Origin of the sequence: Pseudomonas sp. FYR_5 (assembly GCF_043106315.1) — a bacterium.
Taxonomy (GTDB): Bacteria; Pseudomonadota; Gammaproteobacteria; order Pseudomonadales; family Pseudomonadaceae; genus Aquipseudomonas; species Aquipseudomonas putida_Y.
This window is the reverse complement of the sequence record NZ_JBICMK010000105.1, coordinates 59,083-76,695: the sequence shown is the minus strand read 5'-3', so window position 1 is coordinate 76,695 and position 17,613 is coordinate 59,083. Positions and strand designations below refer to the sequence as shown.

14 protein-coding genes are annotated in these 17,613 nt (G+C 62.8%); 8 read left to right on the top strand and 6 right to left on the bottom strand.

The window, feature by feature from the left end; genetic code table 11:
* Window positions 1-146 precede the first annotated feature (146 nt).
* From ACF8RA_RS22985 to ACF8RA_RS22975, 3 genes are all read right to left on the bottom strand, one after another.
* Window positions 147-2,957, bottom strand: a complete 2,811-nt coding sequence (locus ACF8RA_RS22985; RefSeq protein ID WP_392519605.1) for an FAD-binding and (Fe-S)-binding domain-containing protein — start codon at window positions 2,955-2,957, stop codon at window positions 147-149.
* 75 nt (window positions 2,958-3,032) lie between these two features.
* Complete coding sequence (lldD, locus tag ACF8RA_RS22980) at window positions 3,033-4,178, bottom strand: FMN-dependent L-lactate dehydrogenase LldD (protein WP_392519604.1); 1,146 nt, start codon at window positions 4,176-4,178, stop codon at window positions 3,033-3,035.
* Window positions 4,179-4,240: 62 nt separating this feature from the next.
* A complete protein-coding gene (locus ACF8RA_RS22975) occupies window positions 4,241-5,911 on the bottom strand; it encodes a lactate permease LctP family transporter (protein ID WP_392519603.1) in 1,671 nt (556 codons plus the stop codon).
* Window positions 5,912-6,168: 257 nt separating this feature from the next.
* Here ACF8RA_RS22975 and ACF8RA_RS22970 point away from each other — a divergent pair, with 257 nt between their 5' ends.
* Window positions 6,169-6,936: an FCD domain-containing protein gene (locus ACF8RA_RS22970; protein ID WP_392519602.1), complete on the top strand. Its 768-nt coding sequence runs from the start codon at window positions 6,169-6,171 to the stop codon at window positions 6,934-6,936.
* A gap of 163 nt (window positions 6,937-7,099) precedes the next feature.
* Here ACF8RA_RS22970 and smpB read toward each other — a convergent pair whose 3' ends face one another.
* On the bottom strand, window positions 7,100-7,582 hold the full coding sequence (gene smpB, locus ACF8RA_RS22965; protein WP_003249914.1) for an SsrA-binding protein SmpB: 483 nt from the start codon (window positions 7,580-7,582) through the stop codon (window positions 7,100-7,102).
* 163 nt (window positions 7,583-7,745) lie between these two features.
* Between smpB and ACF8RA_RS22960 the strand changes: the two genes are divergently transcribed.
* On the top strand, window positions 7,746-8,180 hold the full coding sequence (locus ACF8RA_RS22960; protein WP_003249916.1) for a type II toxin-antitoxin system RatA family toxin: 435 nt from the start codon (window positions 7,746-7,748) through the stop codon (window positions 8,178-8,180).
* Between the two features lie 61 nt (window positions 8,181-8,241).
* On the opposite strand, the gene ACF8RA_RS22955 is transcribed toward ACF8RA_RS22960, so the two are convergent.
* The gene (locus tag ACF8RA_RS22955) at window positions 8,242-8,778 is read right to left on the bottom strand and encodes an outer membrane protein assembly factor BamE (RefSeq protein ID WP_176685384.1); all 537 of its coding nucleotides are present in this window, start codon (window positions 8,776-8,778) and stop codon (window positions 8,242-8,244) included.
* 97 nt (window positions 8,779-8,875) lie between these two features.
* Between ACF8RA_RS22955 and fur the strand changes: the two genes are divergently transcribed.
* Window positions 8,876-9,280 (top strand): ferric iron uptake transcriptional regulator, encoded by a 405-nt coding sequence (gene fur, locus ACF8RA_RS22950; RefSeq protein WP_003249922.1) that lies wholly within the window; start codon window positions 8,876-8,878, stop codon window positions 9,278-9,280.
* 189 nt (window positions 9,281-9,469) lie between these two features.
* Here the strand turns inward: fur and recN are convergent, their stop codons facing one another.
* Window positions 9,470-11,143, bottom strand: a complete 1,674-nt coding sequence (gene recN / locus ACF8RA_RS22945) for a DNA repair protein RecN (RefSeq protein ID WP_339443694.1) — start codon at window positions 11,141-11,143, stop codon at window positions 9,470-9,472.
* Window positions 11,144-11,335: 192 nt separating this feature from the next.
* Between recN and grpE the strand changes: the two genes are divergently transcribed.
* The 5 genes from grpE (at window position 11,336) to carA (ending at window position 17,526) form a co-directional block, all read left to right on the top strand.
* The gene (grpE, locus tag ACF8RA_RS22940) at window positions 11,336-11,893 is read left to right on the top strand and encodes a nucleotide exchange factor GrpE (RefSeq protein WP_012053755.1); all 558 of its coding nucleotides are present in this window, start codon (window positions 11,336-11,338) and stop codon (window positions 11,891-11,893) included.
* A 101-nt stretch (window positions 11,894-11,994) separates the two neighbouring features.
* On the top strand, window positions 11,995-13,920 hold the full coding sequence (dnaK, locus tag ACF8RA_RS22935; RefSeq protein WP_010955366.1) for a molecular chaperone DnaK: 1,926 nt from the start codon (window positions 11,995-11,997) through the stop codon (window positions 13,918-13,920).
* Between the two features lie 197 nt (window positions 13,921-14,117).
* Window positions 14,118-15,245, top strand: coding sequence for a molecular chaperone DnaJ (gene dnaJ, locus ACF8RA_RS22930; RefSeq protein WP_176685382.1), 1,128 nt, complete (start codon window positions 14,118-14,120; stop codon window positions 15,243-15,245).
* 13 nt (window positions 15,246-15,258) lie between these two features.
* A complete protein-coding gene (dapB, locus tag ACF8RA_RS22925) occupies window positions 15,259-16,062 on the top strand; it encodes a 4-hydroxy-tetrahydrodipicolinate reductase (RefSeq protein ID WP_012053753.1) in 804 nt (267 codons plus the stop codon).
* Window positions 16,063-16,389: 327 nt separating this feature from the next.
* The gene (gene carA, locus ACF8RA_RS22920; protein WP_392519601.1) at window positions 16,390-17,526 is read left to right on the top strand and encodes a glutamine-hydrolyzing carbamoyl-phosphate synthase small subunit; all 1,137 of its coding nucleotides are present in this window, start codon (window positions 16,390-16,392) and stop codon (window positions 17,524-17,526) included.
* The last annotated feature ends 87 nt before the right edge of the window (window positions 17,527-17,613 follow it).

Sequence of the window (17,613 nt, the reverse complement as noted above, 5' to 3'; positions counted from 1 at the left end):
CCACCTCCAATCTGCGTAGGAGCGGGTTTACCCGCGAAGACGGTGGTGGCTGCGACGGTGGTCGGCGGGTAGAAATTGGCCAGCAGGGCCGGCCTCTTCGCGGGTAAACCCGCTCCTACACAGCGCTCCCCACCTATATCAACGCGTTAGAGGCTGCGTGGCCGGGTGACGCGGTCTACCAGGTAAACCAGGCCGTGGTAGTCGATGCCGCTGTGGCTCGACAGGCCTATCTCGCAGGTGCGGCTGGTGGAAATACCTTCGCTGCAATACTGCACGGCGTCCTTCAGGCTGCGCAGCGAGTGGGCGTTCAACTCGGGGGTGGTAAAGCCTTTGTCACCGGCAAACCCGCAGCAATGAATGCCTTCCGGGATCACCACCTGTTTGCTGCAACGCCGCGCCAGGTCGATCAAGGCCTGGCTTTCGCCCAGGTGCTGGGTGCTGCAGGTTACGTGCACGGCTACCGGTTCGTCCTGGGGGGTGAACTCCAGTCGGTCGAGCAGGTGGGTGCGGATGAAGCGCACCGGGTCGTACAGGTCCAGCCGGGTGTCGCCCAGGTCCTGCACCAGGCGCAGGGTGCAGGGGCTGGTGTCGCAATAGATCGGGTCGAGGCCGCCGCGGCTGGCGTGCAGCAGGGCGGTGATCAGCTCCTGGCGCTTGTGTTCGGCCTGCTCGGGGTAGCCCTTGGAGGCGAACGGTTGGCCGCAGCACAGGCTGTCGGCGTTGTCGGGGAACACCACCTGGTAACCGGCCTTTTCCAGCAGGGCGCGGGTTTTGTCCAGCAGCGAGCTTTGCTCGCGGTCGGCATAGGCCGGGCCCATTACCCGGGAGACGCAGGCGGCCAGGTACACCACGCGGGGGCGGGCGTCGTTGCTGGGCGCGCCGAAGGCCAGGGGGCGCAGCGGTTGCGGCATGGCCGGGGTCCATTGGGGCAGGCGGCCTTTGCTGGCTTTGCTCAGCGAGGCGCTCAGGCGGCCCAGGCGTGGGGCGCCTAGCAATTTGCGTGCGGTGTTGGCGGCGGTCAGGGTCAGGCGCGCACCGCTTAGGGCAGTGTGGAAATGCTCGGCCAGCCAGTCGGCGGTTTTAGCGTGGTCGGCGGCCTGGCTGCGCAGTTTCTTCACCAGCTCGCCAGTGTTGATGCCGACCGGGCAGCGCTGGGCGCACAGGCCAGTAGCGGCGCAGGTGTCGATGCCCTGGTACTGGTAGCTTTGCATCAGTTCACGGGTATCGATGCCGGCGCGCTGCTTGGCCTGGATGTCGCGCCACATGACGATGCGCTGGCGCGGGCTGAGGGTCAGGCCTTTAGACGGGCACACCGGTTCGCAGAAGCCGCACTCGATGCACTTGTCGACGATTTCGTCGGCGGCAGGCAGCGGCTTGAGGTTTTTCAGGTGGATATCCGGGTCGTCGCTCAACACCACGTCGGGGTTGAGGATGCCGTTGGGGTCGAGCAGGCGCTTGAGCTTCCACATCAGCTGGTAGGCGTCGTGCCCCCACTCCAGCTCCACGAAAGGCGCCATGTTGCGCCCGGTGCCGTGCTCGGCCTTGAGCGAGCCGCCAAACTCCACCGCCACCAGTTGCGCCACGTCGTCCATGAACGCCTGGTAACGGGCGACTTCTTCGGCGCTGTTGAACCCCTGGGTAAAGACGAAGTGCAGGTTGCCTTCCAGCGCGTGGCCGAAAATGATCGCTTCGTCATAGTGGTGCTTGTCGAACAGCTGGATCAGGCGGTTGACGCCTTCGGCCAGTTGCTCGACGGGGAAGGTCACGTCTTCGATGATGACCGTGGTGCCGGTCTGGCGCACGGCACCGACGGCGGGGAAGGTGTCCTTGCGGATTTTCCACAACTGGTTGTACACGGCCGGGTCTTCGCTGAAGTCCACTTGCTGTTCCAGCGGGAAGTCGGCGATCGAGGCCATGACCTGCTGCAGTTGCTCGTGCAACAGGCTCTGGCTGGCGGCGCGGGATTCGATCAGCAGGGCGCAGGCATTGTCCGACAGGCCTTTTACCCACAGCGGCATGCCGGGCATGTTCTGCACCGAGCGCAGGCTGCGGCGGTCGAGCAGTTCCACGGCCGAGACCGGCTGCTGCTTGAGCACGGGTACCGCGCGGCAGCAGCTTTCGACGCTGGGGAACACCAGCAGGGCGCTGGCCTTGTGCGGGTGGTCGGGCACGGTGTCGTACGTGACGGCGCTGATGAAGCCCAGGGTGCCTTCGGAGCCGACCAGCAGGTGCTGCAAAATGTCCAGCGGCTGGTCGTAGTCCACCAGTGCGTTCAGTGACAGGCCGGTGGTGTTCTTCAGCCGGTATTTGTGCCGGATGCGGTCGGCCAGCGCGGTGTTGGCGCGGGTTTCGCGGCCCAGGCGGGCCAGTGCTTCCAGCAGCTCGGCGTGGCTGCTTTCGAAGGCGGCGACGCTGGCCGGGTCTTCGCTGTCCAGGCGGGTGCCGTCGGCCAGCACCAGGCGCAGGCCCGCCAGGGTGTGGTAGGTGTTTTGCGCGGTGCCGCAGCACATGCCGCTGGCGTTGTTGGCGACGATGCCGCCGATCTTGCAGGCGTTGATCGAGGCGGGGTCGGGGCCGATCTTGCGCCCGAAGGGGGCCAGCCAGGCGTTGGCCTGGGCGCCGATCACGCCGGGTTGCAGGCGAATCTGCTCGCCCTGGCGACGGATTTCGCGGCCGTTCCAGTTATCGCCGAGCACGATCAGCACCGAGTCGCTGATGGCCTGGCCAGACAGGCTGGTGCCGGCAGCGCGGAAGGTGACCGGCACCCGCTCGCGCTGGGCCAGTTTGATCAGGCCGACCACTTCGTCCTCGGACTCGACGCGCACCACCAGCTTGGGGATCAAGCGGTAGAAGCTGGCGTCGGTGCCGAAGGCCAGGGTGGAGGTGGGGTCGTCGAAGCGGCGTTCGGCGGGGATCAGGCGCTCGGCATCACGCAGGAACGCGGCAGGCAGGCTCATGCAGTCTCCTCGCGGGGCTGTGGCGTCTGTGCGCTACATGCCCCGGGTCATTCAGGCGGTGGTTCTTGCAGGCGTTCAGGCGCCCAGTTCGCGTACCAGCGAGTCGCGGGTGATCTCGCTGATCGACTTGGCACCGGTCAGCACCATGGCCACGCGCATTTCCTTTTCGAACAGCTCGAGCAGGTTTTTCACGCCGGCCTGGCCATGCACGGCAAGGGCGTAGAGGAAGGCGCGGCCGATCAGTACGGTGTCGGCACCCAGGGCGATCATGCGCACCACGTCCAGGCCACTGCGAATGCCCGAGTCGGCCAGGATCTTCAGGTCGCCTTTGACCGCGTCGGCAATTGCCGGCAGGGCACGGGCGCTGGACAGCACGCCGTCGAGCTGGCGGCCGCCGTGGTTGGACACCACGATACCGTCGGCACCGAACTTGACCGCATCGCGGGCGTCATCGGCATCGAGGATGCCCTTGATGATCATCGGGCCGTCCCAAAACTCGCGGATCCACTCCAGGTCCTTCCAGGAAATGGACGGGTCGAAGTTGTTGCCCAGCCAGCCGATGTAGTCGGCAAGGCCGGTGGGGTTGCCACGGTATTTGGAGATGTTGCCCAGGTCATGCGGGCGGCCCATCACGCCCACGTCCCATGCCCACTCGGGGTGGGTCATGGCTTGCAGCACGCGGCGCAGCGGGCCGTTCCTGCCGCTCATGCCAGAGTGGGCGTCGCGGTAGCGGGCACCGGGTACGGGCATGTCCACGGTGAACACCAGGGTCTTCACGCCGGCGGCCTTGGCCCGCTCCAGGGCATTGCGCATGAAGCCGCGATCCTTGAGCACATACAGCTGGAACCACATCGGCCGGTCGATGGCGGGCGCCACTTCTTCGATTGGGCACACCGACACGGTAGACATCGTGAACGGGATGCCATGGGCGGCTGCCGCGCGCGCTGCCTGCACTTCGCCACGGCGGGCATACATGCCGGTGAGGCCGACCGGGGCCAGGGCCACCGGCATGCTCAGGGTTTCGTCGAACAGCCTGGTTTCCAGGCTGAGCTCGGACATGTTGTTCAACACGCGCTGGCGCAGGGCGATGCCGGCCAGGTCCGACACGTTGTGGCGCAGGGTGTGTTCGGCGTAGGCGCCGCCGTCAGCGTAGTGGAACAGGAAGGGGGGCAGCTTGCGTTGGGCCGCGGCGCGATAGTCGGTAGAGGCAGAAATGATCATGGATTCTCGCAGCGTTGCTTGTGGGTGTGCCGGGCGCGCGACGGCGCCCGGCCCCTTTCACTTTAGTGATGAACCAGCATGCCGGTCAGCCAGTAAGCCTGGATCAGGGTGATCAGGCCGACGATGGTGGCGAAGAACAGGCTGTGCTTGACGGTGAAGCGGAACAGGTCGGATTCCTTGCCGACCAGGCCGGTAGCGGCGCAGGCCACGGCGATCGATTGCGGCGAGATCATCTTGCCGGTTACGCCACCGCTGGTGTTGGCCGCCACCAGCAGGGTGTCGTTGACCCCGATCTGGTGCGCGGTGGTGGCCTGCAGCGAGCTGAACAGGGCGTTGGACGAGGTGTCCGAGCCGGTCAGGAACACGCCCAGCCAGCCGAGGAACGGCGAGAAGAACGGGAACGCGGCGCCGGTACCGGCCAGCACCAGGGCCATGGTCGAGGACATGCCCGAGTAGTTGGTGACGAAGGCGAAGGCCAACACCATGCCGATCGACAGAATCGGCCAGCGCAGTTCCCAGAAGGTTTCTTTGAAAGTGGTAAGACCAGTTTTGAAGTTGATCTTCAGCACTGCCATCGAGATCAGCGCCGAGAGGAAGATCGCGGTGCCGGTGGCGGAGATCGGGTCGAGCTTGAACACCGCTGGCATGGTGGTCGGCGCGGCAACGATCGGTGCGGTCTTGATCACCAGCTGGTCGAGGTGCGGGATGGCGAAGTTGAACACGAAGTTGTACATCGCGCCGCCCGGCGAGAAAGCCGCCTTGAACGGCTTCAGGGTCCAGATGGTGACCAGCACGGTGAGGATCAGGAACGGCGACCAGGCCTTGAAGATCTCGCCAAAGCTGTACGGGCTAGGCTGGCTGCCGCTTGGCTGCACAACGGCTGCGCCGACACTGCCTTTGGCCTCGCTGAACGCACGCTTGGGCTGCCAGACTTTCAGGAACAGGGTGAGGCAGATCAGGCTGGCCAGGGCCGAGGTGATGTCTGGCAGTTCCGGGCCGATGAAGTTCGAGGTGAAGTACTGGGTGACGGCAAAGCTCAGGCCGGCGACCAGGGCGGCAGGCCAGGTTTCCTTCACGCCACGCAGGCCGTCCATCATGAACACCAGCCAGAACGGCACGAACAGCGACAGCAGCGGCAGCTGGCGGCCGGTCATGGCGCCGATGTGGAAGGCGTCGATACCGGTGACCTGGCCGGCCACGATGATCGGGATGCCCAGGGCGCCGAAGGCCACTGGCGCGGTGTTGGCGATCAGGCACAGGCCGGCAGCGTACAGCGGGTTGAAGCCCAGGCCCACCAGCAGTGCGGCAGTGATGGCCACCGGTGCGCCAAAGCCCGCCGCACCTTCGAGGAAGGCGCCGAAGCAGAAGCCGATCAGCAGCACTTGCAGGCGCTGGTCGTCGGTAATCGACAGCACCGAGCTGCGGATCACTTCGAACTGGCCGCTCTTGACCGTGAGTTTGTACAGGAACACCGCGGCAACGATGATCCAGGCAATTGGCCAGAGGCCATAGAGGAAGCCGTAACCCGCGGCGGCGAGGGCCATGTCGACAGGCATCTGGAAGGCGAAGATCGCCACCAGGATCGACAGCGCGAGGGTGATGCTGCCCGCTACGTGGCCCTTGAGGCGGAACACGGCGAGGGCCAGGAAGAAGAACACGATAGGGATGACCGCCGCCAGTGCGGACAGGCCGAGACTACCAAGCGGGGTATAGAGTTGTTGCCAGGTTTGCATATGGGGTGGCCCCTAATTGTTGTTGGTCAGGCACTGGCATTGGATAATTGGTAAGACCAATTTGCAATGGCTGGACGCTAGGTTAAAAGCGCTGTCGTGGGTGTGTCAATTTGTCCTGTGCAAAACTTTGGTCGTGTACCGATGAGCGGGCATCTGATGTGGTGGGAAAATCGCGGCTTGATGGGTGTTTGCGTGGCCTGGATCGGCGAGAATAGGCACCCCCTGACATTTGCCCGGGGGTTTGTGGAGAGCATGTGATGGTTTTTGATCAGGTACGCCAACGGCGCCTGTCCGACGACATTGTCGATCGGCTGGAGGGGATGATTCTGGAAGGCACGCTGATCTCGGGGCAGCGGCTGCCGGCCGAGCGCGTCCTGGCCGAGCAGTTTGGTGTGTCCCGCCCGTCACTGCGTGAGGCGATCCAGAAGCTGGTGGCCAAGGGGCTGTTGGTCAGCCGTCAGGGCGGGGGCAATTTTGTGGCGGAGTCGTTGGGGTCCACCTTCAGCGACCCGTTGCTGCAGTTGCTCGAGCACAGTGCCGAAGCGCAGCGTGACCTGCTTGAATTCCGCCATACCCTGGAGGCGTCCTGTGCCTACTACGCTGCCCAGCGTGCCACCGAACCGGACCGGGCGCGCTTGAAGGCGGCCTTCGATACGCTGCAGGACTGCTATGCCAGGTTCGACGAGGTAACCCGTGCGGAGGAGGGCGCGGCTGATGCGCGCTTCCACCTGGCGATCGCCGAGGCCAGCCATAACGCGGTGTTGCTGCACACCATCCGGGGGTTGTTCGACCTGCTCAAGCGCAACGTGGTGACCAACATCGGCGGCATGTACCAGCAGCGCACCGAAACCCGGGACATGCTGATCAGTCAGCACCGGGAGCTGTACCTGGCGATTGTCGAGGGCAGGGCGGATGATGCGCGGGAGGTGTCCAGCCGGCACATTTTGTATGTGCAGGAGGTGCTGGAAGAGGCGCACGAAGAAGCGCAGCGGGTGGCGCGGGCGGAGCGGCGCAGCGGGCGCTGAGAGCGCGTTTTTTGTGCTGTAACGCGGGGCCTGTGGGAGCGGCCTTGCGTCGCGAAAGGGTCGCAGAGCGGCCCCAGGATCGGCGCCGATGCGCAGATTGCTGGGGCTGCTTCGCAGCCCTTTCGCGACACAAGGCCGCTCCCACAGCGGCCGGGCAGGCTGGTTACTCTTCCTTGCCCTTGTTCCGCACAGCCCGCTGCAGCTCGCGGTTGGAATCGCGCTCGCGCATGGTGTCGCGCTTGTCGAATTCCTTCTTGCCCTTGCCCAGTGCGATTTCGCACTTGATCAGGTGCTTGCTCCAGTACAGCGCCAAAGCCACGCAGGTGTAGCCTTTTTGCGCCACAGCCGCTTCCACGCGCTCTAGCTCGCGCTTGTTCAGCAGCAGCTTGCGGGTGCGTGTAGGGTCGGCGATGACGTGGGTGCTGGCCGTGGTCAGCGGGGTGATGTGGCTGCCGAACAGCCAGGCCTCACCGTCCTTGAGCAGCACGTAGCTGTCAGTCAGGTGCGCCTTGCCGGCTCGCAGGCTTTTTACTTCCCAGCCGGACAGGACCAGCCCGGCCTCGAACTTGTGTTCGATGAAGTAATCGTGTCGCGCTTTCTTGTTTTGCGCGATGGTCCCGGTCGGATGTTTTTTTTGCTTAGCCATAGGGGCGGCATTATAGGCAAGTCCGCGCGTCGTCCGCTATGGGATTTCGGTGTGCTTGAGCCACTGGAATGAATACCGGACAATACAAACCCTGTCATACGCACAGAACCTGTTTTCGGCACGCTGCGAAGCGCCGCCACCCAGCCTTGGAAGTGACGCCTGGATGACTACCCATATTCAACGCTCCGCCCTGCTGCCATACCCCGCCCAGGCGCTTTACGATCTGGTCAACGATGTAGCCAGCTACCCTGAGTTTTTGCCGTGGTGCTCGGCCTCGACGGTGATCGAAACCAGCGATACACACATGCGTGCCAAGCTCGAAGTGGCCAAGGGTGGCATGAGCCAGCACTTCGTTACGCGTAACGTGCTGGTGCCGGGGCAGTCCATCGAGATGAATCTCGAAGAAGGGCCATTCACCCAGCTGCATGGTGTTTGGGTGTTCAAGCCACTGGGTGAAAAGGCCTGCAAGATCAGCCTGGACCTGTCCTTCGATTACGCCGGGCCGATTGTGCGTGCCACGTTGGGCCCGCTATTCAATCAGGCGGCCAACACGCTGGTCGATGCGTTCTGCCAGCGTGCCAAGCAACTGAATGCCTGACTGAACGGGCGGCAATAAAAAGCCCGGAACACGTCCGGGCTTTTTTGCACCTGCTTCCCGGCTACCGGGTTTCCAGCGGTGCGGGGGTCGGGACCGGGGTGGTCTCGATGGTGTCGATCTCGCGCTGGATGGCCTCTTCGGTCGAACCTGGCTTGGCCGGTTTTTCTTCAGGCTGCGCTGCCGGCTGCTCGGTCTGGCCTGGCTCGGTGGCCGGGCTGATGGTGGTGTCGCTGCTGCCACCGAGGATTTCCTGATCGCGGCTGACGCCTGGCATGAAGTCGCCAGACAGGCTGACCAGTTGATCGCTTTCGTTGAAAAATACACTCATGCGTTCTTGCTGGCGCTTACCGCCACCAGGCTGCAGGCTGTACAGGTAATCCCAGCGATTGGTGTTGAAGGTATCCTGAATCAGCGGGTTGCCCATGATAAACCTTACTTGCCGGCGGGTCATTCCCGGGCGTAATTGGTCTATCATGTCTTGCGTGACGACATTGCCCTGCTGGATGTCGATTTTGTAAACCCCGGGAAACGAGCAACCGGCGAGTGCGAGCAGTCCCACTAGGGTGAGGCTGGTTAGCAAGAGCTTGGTGTTTTGCATCGGTGGGCGACTTCCACTATCTTGGCTGGACAACGTAAACCCCGATCATACCCGTATTAAGAGAAGCTGCGAAGCAGCATCGGCGAGAAAGCTGACCATGGTTGAAAATAGCGAATTGCGCAAAGCCGGTCTCAAGGTGACCCTGCCTCGAGTCAAGATCCTTCAGATGCTCGACTCTACCGAGCAGCGTCACATGAGTGCAGAGGATGTCTACAAGGCGCTGATGGAGGCTGGCGAGGATGTAGGCCTGGCCACCGTCTATCGCGTGCTGACCCAGTTCGAGGCGGCGGGTCTGGTGGTTCGCCACAACTTCGACGGCGGTCATGCAGTGTTCGAGCTGGCCGACGGCGGTCACCACGACCACATGGTGAACGTGGATACCAGTGAAGTCATCGAATTCATGGATGCTGAAATCGAGAAGCGCCAGCGCGAAATCGTGGCCGAGCATGGCTTCGAGCTGGTGGACCACAATCTGGTCCTGTATGTGCGTAAGAAGAAGTAACGATTTTTCGTTATGGATGGCAAAGGCGACCTTCGGGTCGCCTTTGTGCATTCTGGGGCTAAAAGATTTGTTGTCCGTGCCGGCCTCTTCGCGGGCGCGCCCGCTCCCACAGGTACACCTCAGGTTTCAGGTCCTGTGACCACCCTGTGGGAGCGGGCGTGCCCGCGAATCGTCCTGGAAAAGCAAGGCTCAGGCCTTGCCGCTCACCACCATCTTGCGTGCGTGGGCCAGGGACTCCTTGGTCAGGTCGATGCCGCCGAGCATCCGCGCCACTTCTTCCACGCGCTCACGCTTGCCAAGGCTAGCCACGGCGGTGTGGGTGGTGTCGCTGTTGCGCACCTTGTGCACGAACAAATGGTGATGCCCCTGCGCCGCCACCTGCGGCAGGTGGGTCACGGTCAGTACCTGGCCGCGCTCGCCCAGGCGCCGCAGCAATTGGCCGACGATTTCTGCCGTTGGCCCGCCAATACCCACGTCGACTTCGTCGAACACCAGGGTGGGAATGCGCGAGGTCTGCGCCGTGATCACCTGGATCGCCAGGCTGATACGTGACAGCTCACCGCCCGACGCCACCTTCGCCAGGCCCTTGAGTGGCTGGCCAGGGTTGGCGCTGACCAGCAGTTCGATCTGCTCCAGGCCATGGGGTGACAGGTCTGTGCCTTCGTTGGGTGTGAGCTCTATGCAGAAGCGCCCGCCAGGCATGCCCAGGCGCTGGATTTCCTGCTCTACCGCGCCTGCCAGTTGCTGCGCCGCTTGCTGGCGCAGGCCGCTGAGTTCGCGCGCCTTCTCTTTATAGTGCTGGGCAAAGGCGGCAAGCTCTTCGCCCAGCCGCTCGATCGACTCGTCGCTGGCGTTAAGGCCTTCCAGCTCTTCCATCAATTGCTGTTGCAGGTGGGGCAGTTCGGTGGGGTGCACCCGGTGTTTGCGCGCCAGGGTATAGATGGTGTCCAGGCGCTCTTCCAGGGCTTGCAGGCGCATCGGGTCGGCGTCGAAGTTGTCGAGGAAGCGGTTGAGCTCGCCCACGGCTTCTTCGACCTGGATCTGTGCGCTGGCGATCAGGTTGGCCGCTTCGCTCAGTGCCTTGGGCGAGTTGGTGGCGGCACCCAGGCGGTTGAGACTGGAGGTGAGGGCGCTGAGCACATTGCCCGAATCGCTCTCGCTGCACTGGTCGATGACCTGGCGGCAGATGCCGAACAGGGCTTCGGCGCTGGTCAGGTTCTTGTGTTCCTGTTCCAGCTGCTCCAGTTCGTGCTCGCCCAGGCCGAGGTTGTCCAGTTCTTCCAGCTGGTAACTGAGCAACTGGTGGCGGGCGCGCTGCTCGTCGCCCGAGTTGGACAGGCGCTCCAGCTCCAGGCGGGTCTGGTTCCAGCGCTTGGCTGCAAGCTGTACCTGGCGTGCCAGGTCGACGGCACCGGCATACTCGTCAAGCAGGCGACGATGGGTGTCGGTCTTGAGCAGGGACTGGTGCTCGTGCTGGCTGTGGATATCGATCAGCAGTTCGCCCAGCGCCTTGAGGTCGCCGAGCGGGCAGGGCGTGCCGTTGATGTAGCCACGGCTGCGGCCTTCGGCGGTGATCACCCGGCGCAAGATGCACAGGCCTTCGTTGTTCAGGTCGCGCTCGGCCAGCCAGGTATGCGCTTCGGGAATGTCCACCAGGTCGAAGGTGGCCAGGATGTCTGCCTTGTCGGTGCCGGGGCGCACCACGCCGCTGTCGGCACGGTCGCCCAGGGCCAGGCCGAGGGCGTCGAGCATGATCGATTTGCCGGCACCGGTCTCGCCGGTGATGACGGACATGCCACGGGCGATTTCGAGGTCGAGGTGCTCGACGATGGCGTAGTTGTGAATGGACAGGTGCACCAGCATGGGGGCGGCTCCCGAAAGTCAGGTCTGGTTATTTATACAGTACTTTTTTCAGGCCTGCCAATGCCCCTTCGCAGATTCTGTTGCAGCCTTGAAAACCACCTTGCCCCTTGAACCTGGTTTTTCCGGCCCCATATAGCCGTCATCCAAGGCGAGCCTGGCTCGCAGTCCACAAAATTGCGCAGGAGAGACCCCATGGCTGATGAGCAGCTGAACGAGAAAGACCTTAACGTGGAAGAAACCGGTGCAGGCAATGCAGCTGATACCCGTGTTCTGGAGCTCGAGGAACAGCTGGCCGCAGCCAAGGACCAGGCGCTGCGCGCCGTTGCCGACCTGCAGAACGTACGCCGTCGTGCCGAGCAGGACGTGGAAAAAGCCCACAAGTTCGCCCTGGAGAAGTTCTCCAGCGACTTGCTGCCGGTGATCGACAGCCTGGAGCTGGCCCTGGCTCACTCCAGTGCCGAGGATGAGCACGTCAAGCAGATCCGCGAAGGTGTCGAGCTGACCCTGAAGATGTTCCAGGACACCCTCAAGCGCTACAACCTTGAAGCGGTCGACCCGCACGGCCAGCCGTTCAACCCTGAGCACCACCAGGCCATGGCCATGCAGGAAAACGCCGAGGTCGAGCCAAACAGCGTGCTGAACGTGTTCCAGAAGGGTTACCTGCTGAACGGCCGCCTGCTGCGCCCCGCCATGGTGGTGGTCAGCAAGGCGCCGAGCGCGGCGCAACCCTCGATCAATGAAAAGGCTTGAAATCCTTCCGGGCATCCCCATCTAGGTGTCAAGCCTTCAAGTATTACCGCAGTTGGCCAAAGTAGTCGCTGCTACCAAATTCAAGTTTCGGGAGAGTTAACATGGGCAAAATCATCGGTATCGACCTGGGGACCACCAACTCGTGCGTCTCCATTCTGGAAAACGGTAACGTCAAAGTCATCGAAAACGCCGAAGGTGCGCGTACTACCCCTTCGATCGTGGCCTACGCCAACGATGGCGAAATCCTGGTTGGCCAGTCGGCCAAGCGCCAGGCCGTCACCAACCCGCACAACACCCTGTTCGCAGTGAAGCGCCTGATTGGCCGCCGCTTCGAAGAAGATGTCGTGCAGAAAGACATCAAGCTGGTGCCGTACAAGATCGTCAAGGCGAACAACGGTGACGCCTGGGTCGAGGCTGCTGGCAAGGAAATGGCTCCGCCGCAGATCAGCGCCGAAGTCCTGAAGAAAATGAAGAAGACCGCCGAAGACTACCTCGGCGAGCCAGTCACCGAAGCGGTCATCACCGTTCCGGCCTACTTCAACGACAGCCAGCGTCAGGCGACCAAAGACGCCGGCCGCATCGCTGGCCTGGACGTAAAACGCATCATCAACGAGCCGACTGCCGCTGCGCTGGCCTACGGTATGGACAAGGCCAAGGGCGACCACACCGTCATCGTTTATGACCTGGGTGGTGGTACCTTCGACGTTTCGGTCATCGAAATCGCCGAAGTCGACGGTGAGCACCAGTTCGAAGTACTGGCTACCAACGGCGACACCTTCCTGGGTGGCGAAGACTTCGACATGCGCCTGATCGACTACCTTGTCGACGAGTTCAAGAAAGAGTCGGGCATGGACCTGAAGAACGATCCTCTGGCCCTGCAGCGCCTGAAAGAAGCCGCAGAAAAGGCCAAGATCGAGCTGTCGTCCGCTCAGTCGACCGACGTCAACCTGCCGTACATCACTGCAGATGCCACCGGTCCTAAGCACCTGAACGTGAAGATCTCCCGCGCCAAGCTGGAGTCGCTGGTCGAAGACCTGGTCAAACGTACCATCGAGCCTTGCCGCATCGCCCTGAAAGACGCCGGCATCGACGCCAGCAAGATCGACGACGTGATCCTGGTCGGCGGTCAGACCCGCATGCCGCTGGTGCAGAAAGAAGTGGCCGACTTCTTCGGTAAGGAAGCGCGCAAGGACGTGAACCCGGACGAAGCGGTTGCCATGGGTGCTGCCATCCAGGGTGCGGTACTGGCCGGTGACGTGAAAGACGTACTGCTGCTGGACGTCAGCCCGCTGACCCTGGGTATCGAAACCATGGGCGGCGTGATGACCGCGCTGATCGAGAAGAACACCACCATCCCGACCAAGAAGTCGCAGGTGTTCTCGACTGCCGACGACAACCAGAGCGCCGTGACCATTCACGTGCTGCAGGGTGAGCGTAAGCAGGCTGCGCAGAACAAGTCGCTGGGCAAGTTCGACCTGGCTGACATTCCGCCAGCACCGCGTGGCGTGCCGCAAATCGAAGTGACCTTCGACATCGACGCCAACGGCATCCTGCACGTAGGCGCGAAAGACAAGGCTACCGGCAAGACTCAGTCGATCGTGATCAAGGCCAACTCCGGCCTGTCGGACGAAGAGATCGAGCGCATGGTGCGTGACGCCGAGGCCAACGCCGAGGAAGACCGCAAGTTCGAAGAGCTGGCCGCTGCCCGTAACCAGGGTGACGCGCTGGTGCACTCGACCCGCAAGATGGTCGCTGACGCAGGTGACAAGGTTACCGCTGAAGAGAAAACCGCCATCGAGGCCGCCGTTGTTGCCCTGGAAGCCGCTGTCAAAGGCGACGACAAGGCTGCCATCGACGCCAAGGTTGAAGAGCTGTCCAAGGTCTCTGCCCCGGTTGCCCAGAAGATGTACGCCGAGCAGTCGGCTGAACAGCCTCAGGGTGGCGCGCAGCAGGCCGAGCCGGAAGCCAAGCACGATGACGTGGTTGACGCCGAGTTCGAAGAAGTGAAAGACAACAACAAGCAGTAATCCCTGCATGTTGTCGGCCAGTTCACCGTCGTTTGCCGGTGAGCTGGTAGGATGTCGCCGCGCGGGGGCTTGCTCCCGCGTTGGCGTATCTGGAATTCGAGAATTTTTACAGCATCTGTCAGTGGCTCTTATGGGTAGCGGGCGGGTGCTGATGGCGTGGCGCAGATGCCAGACGCCCAACAAGGTGCAAATGACCTATGTCCAAGCGTGATTATTATGAGGTCCTGGGTGTCGAGCGCGGCGCCACTGAAGCGGACCTCAAGAAGGCTTACCGCCGTTTGGCGATGAAGTATCACCCGGACCGCAATCCGGGCGATAAAGAATCGGAAGACAAGTTCAAGGAGGCCAACGAGGCCTACGAAGTGCTGTCGGACGCGAGCAAGCGTGCGGCCTTCGACCAGTATGGCCATGCGGGTGTCGACCCAAGCATGGGTGGCGGTGGTGCCGGCTTTGGTGGTGCCAACTTCTCCGACATCTTCGGTGATGTGTTCAGCGACTTCTTCGGTGGCGGCGGCCGCGGTGGTGGTCGAGGCGGTGCCCAGCGCGGCAGCGACCTGCGCTACACCCTGGAACTGAACCTGGAAGAAGCGGTGCGTGGCACTACGGTCAGCATCCGCGTGCCCACCCTGGTCAACTGCCAGCCTTGCGACGGTTCCGGTGCCAAGAAGGGCTCGACCCCGTCGACCTGCCCGACCTGCGGCGGCATCGGCCAGGTGCGCATGCAGCAAGGCTTCTTCTCGGTGCAGCAGACCTGCCCGCGCTGCCATGGCCAAGGCAAGATCATTACCGACCCGTGCACTTCGTGCCACGGTGAGGGGCGTGTCGAGGAATACAAGACGCTGTCGGTCAAGGTGCCGGCAGGTGTTGATACCGGCGACCGCATCCGTCTGTCGGGTGAGGGCGAGGCGGGTACTCATGGTGGCCCGACCGGCGACCTGTACGTGGTGATCAGCGTGCGTGAGCACGAAATCTTCCAGCGTGATGGCAAGCACCTGTACTGTGAAGTACCGATCAGCTACACCGATGCTGCCCTGGGTGGCGAGCTGGAAGTGCCGACCCTGGATGGTCGTGTGAAGCTGAGGATTCCGGAAGGTACCCAGACCGGTAAGCAGTTCCGTCTGCGTGGCAAGGGTGTTGCCCCGGTGCGTGGCGGTGGTGCGGGTGACCTGCTGTGCCGTGTGGCCGTAGAAACCCCGGTCAACCTCAGCCGTCGCCAGCGCGAGCTGCTCGAAGAGCTGCGTGATTCGCTGGAAGGCGACAGTTCCCACTCGCCCAAGGCCAGCGGCTGGTTCGATGGTGTGAAGCGCTTCTTCGGCGATCTCTGACAAGGAACAGGTTATGCGACGTATTGCAGTGATGGGCGCGGCGGGGCGGATGGGTAAAACCCTCATCGAAGCCGTGCAACAAACCTCAGGTGCAGGGCTGACTGCGGCAATTGATCGCCCTGACAGCTCGTTGGTCGGGGCTGATGCCGGAGAGCTGGCGGCACTTGGCCGAATTGGCGTGCTGTTGTCCGACGACCTGGCCAAGGTTGCCGACGAGTTCGATGTGCTGATCGATTTCACTCACCCCTCGGTGACCCTGAAAAACCTGGCGTTCTGCCGCAAGCACGGCAAGGCGATGATCATCGGCACGACCGGTTTTACAGTCGAAGAGAAGCAGTTGTTGGCTGAGGCTGGCAAGGACATTCCAATCGTGTTCGCCGCCAACTTCAGCGTGGGTGTCAACCTTAGCCTGAAGCTGCTGGATATGGCTGCGCGGGTGCTGGGCGATGATGTCGATATCGAAATCATCGAGGCGCACCACCGGCACAAGGTCGATGCCCCGTCGGGTACTGCACTGCGCATGGGGGAAGTGGTTGCCAATGCGCTGGGCCGTGACCTGCAGGAAGTGGCCGTGTATGGCCGTGAAGGGCAGACCGGCGCGCGGGATCGCAAAACCATCGGTTTCGCCACCGTGCGTGCCGGCGATGTGGTGGGCGATCACACTGTGTTGTTCGCTGCCGAAGGCGAGCGCCTGGAAATCACCCACAAGGCCTCCAGTCGCATGACCTTCGCCAAGGGTGCCGTGCGTGCGGCGCTGTGGCTGGATGGGCGCGAGCCGGGGCTGTACGACATGCAGGATGTGCTCGAGCTGCGTTAAGCCGTTCTGGCGGTGCTGGCTGCTTCGCGGGCTTGCCCGCTCCCACAGGTATTGCGCGGGTCTTGTGGCTTGTGGTGGGCCTGTGGGAGCGGGCGAGCCCGCGAAGAAGCCAACACAGATGTCAGTCTGTCGCATTGATGTGTTTTAGAGGCACATCCGCGGTAGACCGAAAACACACTTTTCTGTAAGCTACAGCTTTAGTGTGTCCACTAAAAGCGCGCAGCGAATTGAATTCAGCACATGAAAGCGGGGTGACGTGTCCATACGTCACTCCGCTTTTTTGCAACCTGCGATCGCCCTTTCATGCTTGATTTACGGGAGGTCTTCTTGACAAAGCCAGCCATACTCGCCCTTGCCGACGGCAGTATTTTCCGCGGTGAAGCCATCGGTGCCGACGGTCAGACCGTTGGTGAGGTGGTATTCAACACCGCTATGACCGGCTACCAGGAAATCCTTACAGACCCTTCCTACGCGCAGCAAATCGTTACCCTGACCTACCCGCACATCGGCAACACCGGTACTACCCCGGAAGACGCCGAGTCGAACCGCGTCTGGTCCGCTGGCCTGGTCATCCGTGACCTGCCGCTGCTGGCCAGCAACTGGCGCAACACCCAGTCGCTGCCTGAGTACCTCAAGGCCAACAACGTCGTTGCCATCGCCGGCATCGACACTCGTCGCCTGACCCGTATCCTGCGTGAAAAGGGCGCCCAGAACGGCTGCATTCTGGCGGGTGACAACATCAGCGAAGAAGCCGCCATCGCTGCTGCCCGCGGCTTCCCGGGCCTGAAGGGCATGGACCTGGCCAAGGTCGTCTCCACCAAGGAACGTTACGAGTGGCGCTCCAGTGTGTGGGAGCTGAAAACCGACAGCCACCCGACCATCGACGCTGCCGACCTGCCGTACCACGTGGTTGCCTTCGACTATGGCGTCAAGCTGAACATCCTGCGCATGCTGGTAGCCCGTGCCTGCCGCGTGACCGTGGTGCCAGCCCAGACCCCGGCCAGCGAAGTGCTGGCACTCAACCCGGACGGCGTGTTCCTGTCCAACGGCCCTGGTGACCCCGAGCCGTGCGACTACGCGATCCAGGCGATCAAGGAAATCCTCGAAACCGAGATTCCGGTATTCGGCATCTGCCTCGGCCACCAGCTGCTGGCCCTGGCCTCCGGTGCCAAGACCGTGAAAATGGGCCACGGCCACCACGGTGCCAACCACCCGGTCCAGGACCTGGATACCGGCGTGGTCATGATCACCAGCCAGAACCACGGCTTTGCCGTTGACGAAGCGACCCTGCCGGGTAACGTTCGCGCCATTCACAAGTCGCTGTTCGACGGCACCCTGCAGGGTATCGAGCGTACCGACAAGAGCGCGTTCAGCTTCCAGGGCCACCCTGAAGCGAGCCCAGGCCCGACCGACGTCGCGCCTCTGTTCGATCGTTTCACCGATGCCATGGCCAAGCGCCGCTGAGCATCCTGCTTCAAGGCCCCGGGCCGGCACCTGCCGTGCCCGGAAGCGCCTGACCCAGATTGTTCAAAGCGGCTTGCCGACTGACCC

What these genes read in the sequence shown, in the direction of transcription:
- ACF8RA_RS22985 (WP_392519605.1), bottom strand. Translation starts at nt 2,957, where the DNA reads ATGAGCCTGCCTGCCGCGTTCCTGCGTGATGCCGAGCGCCTGATCCCC.
- lldD (WP_392519604.1), bottom strand. Translation starts at nt 4,178, where the DNA reads ATGATCATTTCTGCCTCTACCGACTATCGCGCCGCGGCCCAACGCAAG.
- ACF8RA_RS22975 (WP_392519603.1), bottom strand. Translation starts at nt 5,911, where the DNA reads ATGCAAACCTGGCAACAACTCTATACCCCGCTTGGTAGTCTCGGCCTG.
- ACF8RA_RS22970 (WP_392519602.1), top strand. Translation starts at nt 6,169, where the DNA reads ATGGTTTTTGATCAGGTACGCCAACGGCGCCTGTCCGACGACATTGTC.
- smpB (WP_003249914.1), bottom strand. Translation starts at nt 7,582, where the DNA reads ATGGCTAAGCAAAAAAAACATCCGACCGGGACCATCGCGCAAAACAAG.
- ACF8RA_RS22960 (WP_003249916.1), top strand. Translation starts at nt 7,746, where the DNA reads ATGACTACCCATATTCAACGCTCCGCCCTGCTGCCATACCCCGCCCAG.
- ACF8RA_RS22955 (WP_176685384.1), bottom strand. Translation starts at nt 8,778, where the DNA reads ATGCAAAACACCAAGCTCTTGCTAACCAGCCTCACCCTAGTGGGACTG.
- fur (WP_003249922.1), top strand. Translation starts at nt 8,876, where the DNA reads ATGGTTGAAAATAGCGAATTGCGCAAAGCCGGTCTCAAGGTGACCCTG.
- recN (WP_339443694.1), bottom strand. Translation starts at nt 11,143, where the DNA reads ATGCTGGTGCACCTGTCCATTCACAACTACGCCATCGTCGAGCACCTC.
- grpE (WP_012053755.1), top strand. Translation starts at nt 11,336, where the DNA reads ATGGCTGATGAGCAGCTGAACGAGAAAGACCTTAACGTGGAAGAAACC.
- dnaK (WP_010955366.1), top strand. Translation starts at nt 11,995, where the DNA reads ATGGGCAAAATCATCGGTATCGACCTGGGGACCACCAACTCGTGCGTC.
- dnaJ (WP_176685382.1), top strand. Translation starts at nt 14,118, where the DNA reads ATGTCCAAGCGTGATTATTATGAGGTCCTGGGTGTCGAGCGCGGCGCC.
- dapB (WP_012053753.1), top strand. Translation starts at nt 15,259, where the DNA reads ATGCGACGTATTGCAGTGATGGGCGCGGCGGGGCGGATGGGTAAAACC.